The sequence below is a fragment of the Corallococcus sicarius genome, from assembly GCF_003611735.1.
Classification (GTDB): Bacteria; Myxococcota; Myxococcia; order Myxococcales; family Myxococcaceae; genus Corallococcus; species Corallococcus sicarius.
Window position 1 is genome coordinate 1 of record NZ_RAWG01000280.1, and the last position, 12,982, is coordinate 12,982.

The following is a 12,982-nucleotide window of genomic DNA, read 5'->3' on the forward strand; positions in this document are numbered from 1 at the left end:
TATAAGAGACAGTGTCCGCTCTGCACCGCGCTCCTCCGCCCTCCGCCGACACGCCCCCCGGATTCCTGACCCGGCGTTCAGGAACGGCTGTTTTATTTCTGACCAGCGGGTTAGGAATGCGCCCGTCATGTCCCGCCCCGCAGACCCCAAGGCCCGGAACGCGCTCATTGGAGCGGCGCGGGCGGAGTTCGCCCGCCGGGGCGTGAAGGGCGCGCGCATTGGCGACATCACCGCCGCGTGCGGGCTGTCCAAGGGCGCCTTCTACCTGCACTTCCCTTCCAAGGAGGCCCTCTTCGGAAGCCTCGTGGAGGCGTTCCTGGGCGAGCTGGAGCGGGTGGGGCAGGAGCGCATGGCGTGCCTGGAGCGCTTCCGCGCGGAGCATGGCCACCCGGGCCCCGAGGATGTGTCGGCGCGCACGGAGCGCTACCGGGACTTCCTGCGGCTGCAGGCGGAGCAGGACCGGCACATGCTGGAGCTGATGTGGTCCAGCCGGGAGGTCCTCACGGCGCTCATCGTCGGCAGCCAGGGCACCTCCTTCGAATCCGTGATGTGGGACGTGGTGGACCGCGAGGTCGACCGCATCTCCCAGGAGTTCCGCCACCTGTGGGGCTGCGCCATGGACACGCCGGACGTGGAGCCGCGCCTCTTCGGCTCCTTCGTCGTGGGCACGTACCTGCTGCTGGCCCGGCAGATGGGCCGCCTCACCCAGAAGCCGGACCTGGCCACCTGGGCCTCCAGCCTCCAGCGCCTGATGTACGAAGGCACCGCGCCCCGGGAGCCCTTGAGCGCGGCCGCCTTCGTGGCGGGCCCCGTCTCCGTCTCCGCTCGAACGCCTCCCCCACCTTCCACGCGCCGGCGTCACGCCCGCGCGGCCAACCCGCACCGTCCTCCGAGGAAACGCCCGTGAAAACGTCCACGAAGCCCACCGCCTCCCGCGCCTTCGCTGCCGTGGGCGTGGCCGCCGCGCTCGCACTCACCGCCTGCGACAAGGCGAACGCGTCCGCTCCGCCCGCCGCCGCCGACAAGGCCGCCACCGACAAGCCCGCGCCGGCCGTGAAGGTCGTCTCCGCCCGCACCGAACAGGCCACCGCCTCCGAGGAGGTGACGGGCACGCTGTTCCCCGCCCAGGGCCTCCAGGTGGGCTTCGAGGTGGGCGGCCGCCTGGAGGCGGTGCGCATCCAGAAGGGGCAGGCCGTGAAGAAGGGCGACGTGCTCGCCCAGCTCAACTCCGAAATCGCGGACGCGCAGGTGGCCGGCGCGGAGGCCGCGGTCGCCGCCGCGGAGGCCGCCGCCTCCATCGCGAAGGACGCCGCCGAGCGCAACGAGAAGCTCAGCGCGGGCGGCGGCATCAGCGAACTGCAGCACCGCAGCTCCACCGCGAGCGCCGCGCAGGCCCAGGCGCAGGTGCTGGCCACCAAGGCGCAACTGTCCCAGGTGCGCGCGTCGCGCCGCCGGCATGACCTGAAGGCGCCCTTCAACGGCACGCTCATCGGGGCGCCGGACCAGACGGGCGCCACGGTGGCCCCGGGCACGCCGCTCTTCACGCTGGAGCAGCTGGACACGCTCGTCTTCCGCACCACGGTGGCGGAGTCCGCGCGCGCGCTGCTCAAGCCCGGCGCCAAGGTGCGCGTGGTGTCGCTGGGCGGCGGCGCGTCCACCGACGAGGCGGTGGTGCGCACCATCCTGCCCTCCGCGGACGCCACCACCCGCCGCGTGCCGGTGGAGATTTCGGTGCCCAACGCGGACGGCCGCTTCGTGGCCCACACGCTGGCGCGCGCGATGCTGAAGCTGGGCGACATGAAGGATGCCCAGGTGCTCCCCACGACGGCGCTGTCCTCCTCCAACGGGGACCACGTGCTCGTCGTCAACGGCGGCGCGCTGCAGCGCGTGGACGTGCAGGTGCTGGAGCGCCGCGACCGCGAGGTGGTGGTGCTGGCCCCGTCCGCCCTCCAGCAGGTCGTGGACCATCCGACGCCCGCCATGTCCCCCGGCAGCCGCGTCTCCGTGAAGTAGCCCGCCGCCGCCCCTTTTCGCCGAGGCCGTGCGCCCGGTGACGTGAGCCCTTCATGCTTCTGAGTGATGTTTCCATTCGTCGGCCGGTGTTCACGGCCATGTTGTCCCTGTTGCTCGTGGTGCTGGGGCTGATGGGCCTCAGTCGCCTGGGCACCGACCTCTACCCGGACGTCAGCTTCCCCGTGGTGGTGGTCAACACCCTCTACAAGGGCGCGGGCCCGGGCGAAATCGAGACCCAGGTCATCAAGCCCCTGGAGGACGCGGTCGCCGGCATCAGCGGCGTGGACAAGATCCACTCCTACAGCCGTGAGAACGTGGGCACCGTCGTCGTGTCCTTCACCCTGGGCACCAGCCTGGACACCGCCGTGCAGGACGTGCGCGACAAGGTGGGCCAGGCCGTCAACAAGCTGCCCACCGACGCGGAGGCCCCCATCGTCAGCCGCGTGGACCTGTCCGCCACGCCCATCCTCACCTACGCCGCCTCCGCGGACATGAAGTCCCAGGCGCTGCGCAAGCTGCTGGATGACCGCATCAAGCCCGCGCTCGCGCAGATTGGCGGCGTGGCGGAGGTGCGCATCACCGGCGGCGACACGCGCGAAATCCACGTGGACCTGGACCTGGACAAGGCCCGCGCCGTGGGCGTCACGCCCGCGCAGGTGGCCCAGCGCATCGGCACGGAGAACCTCAACCTGCCCGCGGGCCGCCTCCAACTGGGGCCCAACGAGCTGACGGTGCGCTCCATGGGCGAGTTCACCAGCGTGGACGACCTGCGCATGCTGCCGGTCGCCCGCAGCGCCACCGGCGCGCAGGTGCGCCTGGAGGAGATCGCCACGGTGACGGACAGCGTCGCCGAGCGCCGCACCACCGCGCGCCTCAACGGCCGCGACGCCGTGGTGCTCGAAATCGTCAAGCAGCCGGGCTCCAACACGGTGGCCGTCAGCGACGGGGTGAAGAAGACGCTCGCGGACATGACGCCGGTGGTGGGGCAGGGCTTCCAGGCCACGCTGCTCATCGACCAGTCGGAGCTCATCCGCGCCAACACCCACGAGGTGTGGATCGCCATCATCTTCGGCGGCCTGATGGCGGTGCTCATCATCCTGATGTTCCTGCTGGACCCGCGCGGCACGTTCATCTCCGCGCTCGCGCTGCCCACGTCCGTCATCGGCACGTTCTTCGTGATGTACGTGCTGGACTACTCGCTCAACCAGATGACGCTGTTGTCGCTGTCGCTGGCCATCGGTCTGCTCATCGACGACGCGGTGGTGGTGCGTGAGGCCATCACCCACCGGCTGGAGCAGGGCGAGGACCCCATGAGCGCCGCGTCCAACGGCACCCGGGACGTCGGCCTCGCGGTGCTCGCCACGACGCTGTCCCTGGTGGCGGTGTTCATCCCGGTGGCGTTCATGCCCGGCATCGTGGGCCAGTTCTTCAAGCAGTTCGGCATCACCATCTCCGTGGCCGTGGTCATCTCGCTGTTCATCTCCTTCACCCTGGACCCCATGCTGTCCGCGCGCTTCGCCAAGGCGCGCAAGCCCGGCGAGGTGCACCAGGAGGCGGCCGTGTTCCGCGGGCTGCGCCGGTTCCTGGAGGGCACGGAGAACGCCTACGCCCGCATCCTGGGCTGGGTGCTGCGCCACAAGTGGACCACCGCGGGCCTCACCGTGCTGGCGCTGGTGCTGTCGTTCGGCGCCGCCAGCACGCTGGGCGCGGAGTTCATGAGCGCGGAGGACCGCTCGCAGCTCATCGTCGAACTGCAGCTGCCTGACTCCGCCAACCTCGCGCAGACGACGGAGCGCGCCGCGGAGGCGGAGAAGCTCATCAAACAGATTCCGGAGGTCACCGACATCTACACCACCGTCGGTCCCAACGGAGACGTCTACAAGGCGCGCATGCGCGTGCTCACCGTGGCCAAGGACGCGCGCACCAAGACCATCCCCGTCATCAAGGAGGAGGCCCGCGCGCTGCTCGTCCCCAACCTGGTGTCCACCGCCGTCACCCTGTCGGACCCGCCGTCCATCGAAGGCCTGGGGGACTGGTACCCCATCATGGTCCGCGTGGTGGGCCCCGACCTGAAGAAGGTCAATGAGGAGGCGGAGCGCATCGCGGGCATCCTGCGCGGCCTGGGCACGTCCGACGTGCGCGTGGACGCCAACCCGGCCAAGCCGGAGCTCCAGGTGCAGATTGACCGGGCGCGCGCCACGGACGTGGACCTCTCCGCGGCCTCGCTCGCGACACAGCTGCGGCTCGCCATCGACGGTGACGTGTCCGCCAAGCTGCGCGAGGGCACCGACGAGACGGACATCCGCGTGCGGCTCCAGGAGCGCGACCGCGGCAACCCGGAGCGCGTGCGCCAGCTGATGGTGTCCACGCCCCAGGGCCTGCGGCAGGTGACGGACGTGGCGAACGTGTCCCTCAAGGATGGCCCCAGCGTCATCGAGCACGAGAACCGCGAGCGCCAGGTTGCCGTCGTGTCGCAGCTGGCCAAGGGCGCCGCGCTGGGTGACGTGGCCACGAAGCTCAAGGCCGCCATCTCCGCCAAGCCCCTGCCTCCGGGCTACGCCATCGTCTACGACGGGCAGATCAAGAGCCTGGATGAGCAGAACGACGCGTTCGGCGCCGCCTTCGGCCTGGCCTTCGTCTTCATCTACATGGTGCTCGCCAGCCAGTTCGAGTCCTTCAAGCACCCCTTCACCATCATGGTGTCGCTGCCGCTGGCGCTCGTGGGCGCGCTCTTGGGACTCGTCGTCACCAACTACCACCTCAGCCTGGGCGCGATGATTGGCGTCATCCTGCTGATGGGGCTCGTCACCAAGAACGCCATCCTCCTCATCGACGGCGCCCTGCACCACCTGCGCGAAGGCGACTCCGTGGACGAGGCCCTGCTCAAGGCCGGCCCCCGCCGCCTGCGCCCCATCCTCATGACGAGCGCCGCGATGGCCATCGGCATGGTGCCCACCGCCGTGGGCACGGGCACCGGCTCCGAGTTCCGCGCCCCCATGGCCATCGCCGTCATCGGCGGCGTCATCACCTCCACCTTCCTCACCCTGCTGGTGGTGCCCGTGGTGTTCGCGGCCATGGAGAAGCTGTCCTTCGGCCGCAAGAAGCCCAAGACGTCGGACACGCACGCCACGACGCCCGCGGACGTGCACGCGGCGCCCGACCGCGCGGCCTGAGTCCCAGGGCCCGAGCCGGGCCCTTCATGCAGCAAGGCGCCAGGGGCGCGAGGGGACCTCCCTTCGCGCCCCTGCTGTCTTCATGGGGGCTGGGGGATGGATGAAACAGGTTTCATCCGGCCTTCACGCAGGGGGCACTCGGGTGGGCTTGCGCGCCACCGGTGCCGCGGAACCTTGCGGGAAGGTGTATGCCTTTACCGAGGCAGACGTGACCTACCGGGTGTCCTGGGTGAACCCAGGCCCCCGTCTCCAGCTTGCGGCCGGAGACGGGGCTCCTCGAGGGCCCTTTCGGGGCTCGCTGGCGAGGCTTCAGCGACCGGCGGAGGCGTAACCGTCGCCGGTGAGCGACAGGCGCGTGCGCGCCTTGGCGAGCTGGTTCTGGGCTTCCTCCAGCGACACGCAGTCCACCGTGATGTCGTCATTGGGGGACGCTTCGGACGCCACGCGGGCCGTCTGCAGCCGCGCGATGGTGGAGTCCGACACGTGCGCGCACATCACGCAGCCATTCTTGCGACCGTGGCTGATGACCTCGGAGAACAGGTTCGCGGACTCCGGCTCCAGCGGGCGCAGGCCCCGCATGTCCGCCAGCACCAGGTGCCGCCCTCCGTTGTAGCTGTCCGTGGCCTTCCGGTAGACGGCCACGTACTCCTTCATCTCATTCGGCCGCATGAAGCCGCTCATGCGGGCGGTGATGGTCTTGCGGCTCACATCATTCGTCACTTCAAACATGGTGCGCCCTCCCTCGCGGAATAAAGCCTAACAGACGTCTTTCGAACTTTCACCAGCCCCCCTCGGAATCGCGGCAGGGTGGAAGGTTTGAAAGGGATTGCGCGTTTTTCCTTCCCGGCAGGTTGTAAAAATGAAGAAGCCCGGTCGCGCGCACGCGAGACCGGGCTTCCGGGACCAGGGCAGAAGCCCGGGTGACTGATCAGGCGGCGCGGACGTTCTGGGCCTGGAGGCCCTTGGGGCCGCGCGTCACCTCGAACTCCACCTTCTGGCCCTCGGCCAGGGTGCGGAAGCCATCCATGTTGATGGCGCTGTGGTGGCAGAACACGTCCTCACCACCGCCGTCCTGCGTGATGAAACCGAAGCCCTTCGCATCGTTGAACCACTTCACCGTACCGGTAGCCATGACTCGTCTTCTCTTTGTTGGTGGGGCGCGGCACCCACCACCCGGAGGCGGTCGGTCCTCTCGAAATGTGAGGGCCTGGGTGCGAACAGAAGTCTGCCCGGCGGGGCCGGGTGGATGGAAGCCCCCCTGCCCACCAGCCAACAGTTCAAGGGGTAGGCAGCAGGCCCACCCCTCGCCAAGGCCCAAGCAGGCGCAAGCAGGCGGGCAGGGTGGCCGCGAGGGCCCGCGTCCCGGGCCGGGGGCGTGGCTACCGTTGGCGTCAGGGTCCCGTCCCCCCAGTGCGCCCGGACGGAGGAGAGGAGCACGTCATGTACGAGGTCCAGGCCGTGGAGTCGCTGCCCCCCGTTCCCCCGCGCCCCGAGCGCGCCGTGCAGCGGGAGTGGCGCCGGCTGGTGGACCACAGCGCGGCGGCGGGCATCCTGTCGCGGCCCCTGCTCGGCCGGCTGCCGCTGCGCCGCGTGGTGCCGCAGGACGTGCACTCGCTCTTGGACTACTCGGGGGGCGCCGCGCTGGTGGTGGCGGGGATTGTTTCAGGCCACCGCGCGGCGAAGGCGGCCGGGTGGGTGCTGGGTGGGGCCGCGCTGGGCGTGTCCCTGCTCACCGACTACCGCCTGAGCCTCACGAAGCTCATCCCCATCGAAGCGCATGAGATCGCGGACTACGCCTACGGACTGGGGGCGGTGGCCGCGCCCTTCGTGCTGGGGTACGCGAAGCGCTCGCCGGTGGCGGCCGCGGTGCACGTGGTGGTGGGCCTGTCCGCGGTGGTGGCGTCGCTGTTCACCGACTACCGCTGCCAGACGGGCATGCACCTGGGCGGGGAGCTGGCCACGGACCCCGAAGGCATCGGCGGCTGACCGGGCGGACAGCGCGGCGGGGCGCCCCTGAGGCACCCCGCCGCCGTGCGGCTCAGGCCGTCTTCACCTGCGCTTCGGACTTCATCTCGCTGGCAGCGACGCTCTCGATGCGCATGCCGTAGAAGCTGCGGTAGACGAACACCATCGACAGGATGAAGAACACCGCGGAGAAGACGCGCAGCAGCGTGCCCTGGCCGGCGGCCTCCAGCTCCACGGACAGCTCCACCGCGAGCAGGCCGAACAGCGTGGTGAACTTGATGACCGGGTTGAGGGCCACCGACGAGGTGTCCTTGAACGGATCTCCCACCGTGTCACCCACGACGCAGGCCGCGTGCAGCTCCGTGCCCTTGGCCTTCAGCTCCGTCTCCACCAGCTTCTTCGCGTTGTCCCACGCGCCACCGGCGTTCGCCATGAACACGGCCTGGTACAGCCCGAAGATGGCGATGGAGATGAGATAGCCCACGAAGAAGTAGGCCTCGAAGCAGGCGAAGGCGAGCGTGCTGAAGAAGACGCCCAGGAAGATGTTGATCATCCCCTTCTGCGCGTACTGGGTGCAGATCTCCACCACCTTCTTGGAGTCCGCCACGCTGGCCTTCTCCACGCCCTCCAGCTGGATGTTCGCCTTGATGAACTCCACCGCCCGGTAGGCGCCCGTGGACACCGCCTGCATGGAGGCGCCGGAGAACCAGTAGATGATGGCGCCGCCGGTGATGAGGCCCAGCAGGAAGGGGGCGTGCAGCAGGGACAGGTTCTGGGTGTTGGCCGCGTTCAGCACCATCTGGGAACCGCTGCCGGTGGTGCCCACCAGCAGCACGATGATGGAGAAGATCATCGTCGTGGCGCCCACCACGGCCGTGCCGATGAGCACCGGCTTCGCGGTCGCCTTGAACGTGTTGCCCGCGCCGTCGTTCTCCTCCAGGTACTGCTTGCCCTTGTCGAAGTCCGGCGTGAAGCCGAAGTCCTTCTGCACCTCCGCGTGCACGTTGGGGACGTTCTCGATGAGGGACAGCTCGTAGACGCTCTGCGCGTTGTCCGTCACCGGTCCGTAGGAATCCACCGCGATGGTGACCGGGCCCATGCCCAGGAAGCCGAAGGCCACCAGGCCGAACGCGAACACCGCGGGGGCAATCATCAGCGCGCCCACGCCCATGGTGCTGAACCCGTAGGCCAGGCCCATCAGGCCCGCGATGATGAGCCCCATCCAGTACGCGGAGAAGTTGCCCGCGACCAGGCCGGAGATGACGTTGAGCGACGCGCCACCCTCGCGGCTGGCCTTGACGACCTCGCGCACGTGACGGCTCTCCGTGGAGGTGAAGACCTTGATGGCCTCCGGGATGATGGCGCCCGCCAGGGTGCCGCAGGTGATGATGGCGGACAGCTTGATCCACAGCGACGTGTCACCGCCGATGTCCGGGATGAGCAGGTAGCTGACCACGAACGTCAGGGCGACGGACACGATGGACGTCAGCCACACCAGCGCGGTGAGCGGCGTCTCGAAGTTCATGTGGTCCGCGTTCCGGAAGCGGGCGCCCTGGATGAGGTTGTTCATCCAATAGGACACCAGCGACGCCAGCACCATCACGATGCGCATCATGAAGATCCACACGAGCAACTGGACCCGGTACGTCTCCCCCACCGCGAGCAGGATGAACGTGATGAGCGCCACGCCGGTGACGCCGTAGGTCTCGAAGCCGTCCGCGGAGGGGCCCACGCTGTCGCCCGCGTTGTCGCCGGTGCAGTCCGCGATGACGCCGGGGTTGCGCGCGTCGTCCTCCTTGATCTTGAAGACGATCTTCATCAGGTCGGAGCCGATGTCGGCGATCTTCGTGAAGATGCCGCCCGCGATGCGCAGCACGGACGCGCCCAGCGACTCACCGATGGCGAAGCCGATGAAGCACGCCCCCGCGAAGTCCGCCGGCACGAACAGGAGGATGAGGAGCATCAGCAACAGCTCCGTGCTGATGAGCACCATGCCAATGGACATGCCCGCCTGCAGCGGGATGGCGTACGTGGGGTAGGGCTTGCCCCGCAGGGACGCGAACGCCGTGCGGCTGTTGGCGAACGTGTTCACCCGGATGCCGAACCAGGCCACGCCGCAGCTGCCGGCGATGCCCACGAGGCTGGCGAACAGGATGATGGCCACCCGGCCGACCTCCATGTGTCGCAGGAAGCCGAAGTAGCCGACCATCACCGCGCCAATGAGCACCCAGAGCACGATGATGAACTTCAGCTGCGTCATCAGGTACGTCTTGCAGGTCTCGTAGATGAGCTCGGAGATCTCCAGCATCGCCCGGTGCACAACCATCTTCCGGAGGCTCGCGTACTGGAGGAAGCCGAAGATGAGGCCCAGGACACAGACAGCGATGCCGGACATCAGCAGCTGCTGTCCGTTGAGCCCGCCAATGAACGTGACGGTGCGGAAGTCGGGCAGGCGCAGGTCCGCCTCGCTCGCGCTCGCGACGCTACCAACCAACAACGCCAGCAGTCCGAAGATGCGCGGGGCCGTGCCGGCGACACTCTTGAGGAGAATGTCCAGCCGTGGAACGGTGGGTGTCATGGGGGTGCAACCTCTCACGTGACTCGTTGCGCACGCGGACCGCAGCACCGCGTGCTCGGATAACAACGGAGGGATGTCCGAGGGTTGGCCGCCAGCGATCGAATTCACCCCCCGCCGGCGCTTCAACGCAGCCTCGCCCTTCAAGGCCAGACGGACCTTGAAGGTTGGTTGCATTCAACACTGCCCGGGAGTTGATGTCGAATTCGGGGAAAACGCGCTGCATCCTGTCAGACAGGACGGCACGTGCAATGAAGCCTATCACCCGTCGGGATGGCACTCCGGGACGGGTTGCAAAGAGAAGACAGACCTGCTCAGGGGCTCAGCCGCAGGAGGAAGCCGTCCTGCAACCGCTGGGATGGGCCTTCTTCCGGCATGGGCCGGCTCAGCCCGCCCGCCAGGAGCACCGCGCCGGAAGAGGCCACGGTCACGGTGCGCGCGCTGGAGGGGGTGCCGGTGCTGGCAAAGCCTCGCACCCAGAGGGAGGTGCCCTCGTCGGGCATGAGCCGGGCCACATACAACCCCGCGGGCAGGTCCGCGCCGCCCAGGGCCCGGCCGCCGTCGTGGCTGCCGGCCACCGTGACCTGGCCCGCCTCGTCGGTGGCGACCGCGGGGGCTCCGGTGGGGAAGGTGCGCGCCCAGCGCTGGCTGCCCTGGGCGTCGTAGGCCACGAGGAAGCCGTCGTGCGAATCCGCGCGGTGCCACGCGTTCTTGAAGTAGAGCCGGCCGCTGAAGCCGCCGCCCACGAAGACGCGGTCCGGGCCCACCGCCACGGACAGCGCGCTGCCGTCGGTGGCGCGCAGGTCGTGGCTCCACACGTGGTCGCCGTCGTGGGTGAGCTTCACCACGAAGGGCGTGCGCTGGCGCACGGTGAGGAACGTGGCGTCGCCGAAGGACACCGCCCCCGCGTAGCCGCCCACCACGTGCACGTCGCCGAAGACATCCACCGCGACCGCTCTGGCGGAGACCTCGCCCTCGCCCACGGGCGTCCACACGCGGCTCCAGCGCTGCTCACCCTTCGGGCCCACGCGCAGCGCGAAGCCCGCGTGTCGCCCGTTGGGCGCCGTGCGCACGCCTTCCCCGAAGTCGCGCTGGCCGGTGAAGTCCCCCACCAGCACCGCGCCGCCGTCGTTGTCGGAGCTGACGCCGCTCACCGTGATGGGCCCCTGGCCCGGCAGCGAGCGCACCCAGTCCAGCGCGCCCTCGCCCGTCATCCGGGCCAGGAACGGCCCTTCGGGCAGCGTCGCGCCGTCGCGGGTGAAGCCCGCGGAGGTGCCTGAAAGAAAGACGTGGTCGCTGGCGTCCACGGCCAGCCCGCCCACGCGGGCCCGCTCGGCGCTCCGGGGCGTCCAGCCCCGGGCCCACTTGAGCGTGCCTTCGGAAGAGAACCGCGCCACCAGCAGGTGTGGCGCCACGACATTGCGGTCGAAGGGCAGGGGCCCCGCCCCCAGATTGATGGGCTCCTGATAGGTCGCTGCCACGAGGACGTCCCCGTTGGAGGTCACCACCGCGTGCGGCGCCTGATGATCCCCAAGCATCAGGGTCCGCGACCACGCTCGGGCCTCCACGCCCTCTTGCGCCACCTGTCCGCCCACTTCGCCGAGCACCGGAATGCGCGGTGTCGTAGCCCGGGCTTCCCCGCACCCCACGAGGAAGAGCCCCCCTACGCACACCGCCATCCGAAACCACGCCACCGTCGCCACCCCGTCCCGGTCTCGACCCACCAACCCCGACTCCCCTGCCCTTCAACCGCGCCCGGACCCTTCTGCAAGCACGCGGCCAGGGCCCGCGTCCGGGGCCGTCTCCTCTGGGAAGCGCGTCAGGACCCCGGCCGCGGGGCAGGGTGCGTGTCCGCCAGCCGGTAAATCCTCCCGGTCCGGGCGCGGCAGGGCCGGTAAAGAAAGACGCCCGCGCGGGTTGCCCTCTTGGGGACCCGGCGGGCGTGCGCGTGATGCCTGCGATTGCGGCGCGACAGCCGACTACAGGACCTTCACCGGCACCTCTTTGAGCACCTTGTCGCCGCGCATGATGACGACGGTCCACGCGCCGGGCTTCGCCAGCTTCACGCCGGTCCACTGCCGCGCGCGCCAGCCCTCGCCCTTCACCTTCACGTCCTTCGTCTCGCGCACGGTGGCGCCCTGCTTCACCTGCACCGTGAGGTCGTCGATGGAGTCGCCCTGGGGCACGAGGTAGCTCTGCCACAGCATCACGGAGGTGCCCGCCTTGACGCCCTCGGGGCCCACCTCGGTGATGCACTCGAACTTGTTGGCGCCTTCCTTGGCCACCTCGGTGCACAGCTTGGCTTCCACCAGCACCGGGCCCTGGCCCTGGCCCTTGTAGAAGTAGTTCCAGGTGTCCTTCACCGCGTCCGCGCTGGGGGCCTTCACGGCCTCAGCCGCGGGGGCCGCCGGGGCCGCCGCATCCTGCGCTCCCGCGACCGTCGCCACACCCAGCACCGCGCACAGCACGCTTCCGTTGATCAGGCTCTTCATGTTCCGGGGTCCCCTCGTTTGGCGTTGAAAGGGCCGGCCCACGTCCGGCCCCGTGTGTGCCTGTCTACCATGAAACACCGCGCGGTCCGCCGTCCCATCCCCTATCCCCTCCCTATCCGAAGACGAAGAAGCCCAGCGTCACCAGGGGCAGGTAGACGAGGAAGGCCACCAGCAGGAAGCCGAGGATGTCCTTGAACTCCAAGCGCGCCACGGCCAGGAGCGGCAGCGCCCAGAAGGGCTGGATGAGGTCGGTGGCCATGTCGCCCCACGCGTACGCCAGCACCACCTTCTCCGGCGCCACGCCCAGCCGGCTCGCGGCCTCCAGCAGGTAGGGCGCTTCAATGGCCCACTTGGAGCCGCCGGACGGCACGAAGTAGTTCACCACGCCGCTGTACAGGTACACGATGGCGGGGAACGTCTCACGCGTGGAGAGCGACACGAACAGCTCCCCGATGCGCTCCGTGAGCCCCGTGGCCTTGAAGATGCCGTAGATGCCCGCGTACAGCGGGAACTGCAGCACGATGCCGTGCAGCACGCTCGCGGCCTCCTCGCTCGCCTTGAGCAGCCGCGCGGGCGTGCCGTGCAGCAGCACCGCCAGCACCAGGAATGTGAAGTTCACGACGTTGAGGTTGAGCGCGCGCCAGCCGGAAGCGCCGTCCAATCAGCCGGCAGTTGCGGAAGACGGCGCGCACCTCGCCCGGGTGGGCGCTCGTCGCGACGTCGAAGTCCTTGGGCTTCTTGCCCAGGAGCAGGTCGCGCACGCA

General features: G+C 69.3%; 9 protein-coding genes and 2 pseudogenes. 4 read left to right on the forward strand and 7 right to left on the reverse strand.

Annotated features, from left to right (window positions below; genetic code table 11):
• Nucleotides 1-127: 127 nt before the first annotated feature.
• From D7X12_RS31865 to D7X12_RS31875, 3 genes are read left to right on the forward strand one after another with little or no spacing between them, the layout of a single operon-like run.
• Nucleotides 128-907 carry a TetR/AcrR family transcriptional regulator gene (locus D7X12_RS31865; RefSeq protein WP_120629007.1) on the forward strand — a complete coding sequence of 260 codons (780 nt, stop codon included), beginning with the start codon at nt 128-130 and terminating at the stop codon, nt 905-907.
• Entirely contained in the window at nt 904-2,013 is a 1,110-nt protein-coding gene (locus D7X12_RS31870; RefSeq protein WP_120629008.1) for an efflux RND transporter periplasmic adaptor subunit, read from the forward strand. Before D7X12_RS31865 ends, D7X12_RS31870 begins: the two co-directional genes overlap by 4 nt.
• A 53-nt stretch (nt 2,014-2,066) precedes the next feature.
• A complete protein-coding gene (locus D7X12_RS31875) occupies nt 2,067-5,186 on the forward strand; it encodes an efflux RND transporter permease subunit (RefSeq protein ID WP_120629009.1) in 3,120 nt (1,039 codons plus the stop codon).
• Nucleotides 5,187-5,495: 309 nt separating this feature from the next.
• Here the strand turns inward: D7X12_RS31875 and D7X12_RS31880 are convergent, their stop codons facing one another.
• Both D7X12_RS31880 and D7X12_RS31885 read right to left on the reverse strand, forming a co-directional pair.
• Nucleotides 5,496-5,915 (reverse strand): hypothetical protein, encoded by a 420-nt coding sequence (locus D7X12_RS31880; RefSeq protein ID WP_120629010.1) that lies wholly within the window; start codon nt 5,913-5,915, stop codon nt 5,496-5,498.
• A 199-nt stretch (nt 5,916-6,114) separates the two neighbouring features.
• A complete protein-coding gene (locus tag D7X12_RS31885) occupies nt 6,115-6,318 on the reverse strand; it encodes a cold-shock protein (protein ID WP_120537647.1) in 204 nt (67 codons plus the stop codon).
• 308 nt (nt 6,319-6,626) lie between these two features.
• On the opposite strand from D7X12_RS31885, the gene D7X12_RS31890 reads away from it, so the two are divergent.
• The gene (locus D7X12_RS31890) at nt 6,627-7,172 is read left to right on the forward strand and encodes an SPW repeat domain-containing protein (protein WP_244224902.1); all 546 of its coding nucleotides are present in this window, start codon (nt 6,627-6,629) and stop codon (nt 7,170-7,172) included.
• A 52-nt stretch (nt 7,173-7,224) separates the two neighbouring features.
• Here the strand turns inward: D7X12_RS31890 and D7X12_RS31895 are convergent, their stop codons facing one another.
• From D7X12_RS31895 to D7X12_RS31915, 5 genes and pseudogenes are all read right to left on the reverse strand, one after another.
• Nucleotides 7,225-9,729 carry a sodium-translocating pyrophosphatase gene (locus tag D7X12_RS31895; RefSeq protein WP_120629011.1) on the reverse strand — a complete coding sequence of 835 codons (2,505 nt, stop codon included), beginning with the start codon at nt 9,727-9,729 and terminating at the stop codon, nt 7,225-7,227.
• A 311-nt stretch (nt 9,730-10,040) separates the two neighbouring features.
• Complete coding sequence (locus D7X12_RS31900) at nt 10,041-11,450, reverse strand: hypothetical protein (RefSeq protein ID WP_244224903.1); 1,410 nt, start codon at nt 11,448-11,450, stop codon at nt 10,041-10,043.
• Nucleotides 11,451-11,705: 255 nt separating this feature from the next.
• A complete protein-coding gene (locus tag D7X12_RS31905) occupies nt 11,706-12,218 on the reverse strand; it encodes a hypothetical protein (protein WP_120629013.1) in 513 nt (170 codons plus the stop codon).
• Nucleotides 12,219-12,330: 112 nt separating this feature from the next.
• A pseudogene (locus D7X12_RS31910) lies at nt 12,331-12,864 on the reverse strand (TIGR00366 family protein); the annotation flags it as partial.
• Nucleotides 12,857-12,982, reverse strand: a pseudogene (locus D7X12_RS31915) (hypothetical protein); the annotation flags it as partial. The pseudogenes D7X12_RS31910 and D7X12_RS31915, both read right to left, overlap by 8 nt.

Excerpts from the sequence above, each read along its gene's own strand:
- D7X12_RS31865 (WP_120629007.1), top strand. The coding sequence starts at position 128 with ATGTCCCGCCCCGCAGACCCCAAGGCCCGGAACGCGCTCATTGGAGCG.
- D7X12_RS31875 (WP_120629009.1), top strand. The coding sequence starts at position 2,067 with ATGCTTCTGAGTGATGTTTCCATTCGTCGGCCGGTGTTCACGGCCATG.
- D7X12_RS31880 (WP_120629010.1), bottom strand. The coding sequence starts at position 5,915 with ATGTTTGAAGTGACGAATGATGTGAGCCGCAAGACCATCACCGCCCGC.
- D7X12_RS31885 (WP_120537647.1), bottom strand. The coding sequence starts at position 6,318 with ATGGCTACCGGTACGGTGAAGTGGTTCAACGATGCGAAGGGCTTCGGT.
- D7X12_RS31890 (WP_244224902.1), top strand. The coding sequence starts at position 6,627 with ATGTACGAGGTCCAGGCCGTGGAGTCGCTGCCCCCCGTTCCCCCGCGC.
- D7X12_RS31895 (WP_120629011.1), bottom strand. The coding sequence starts at position 9,729 with ATGACACCCACCGTTCCACGGCTGGACATTCTCCTCAAGAGTGTCGCC.
- D7X12_RS31905 (WP_120629013.1), bottom strand. The coding sequence starts at position 12,218 with ATGAAGAGCCTGATCAACGGAAGCGTGCTGTGCGCGGTGCTGGGTGTG.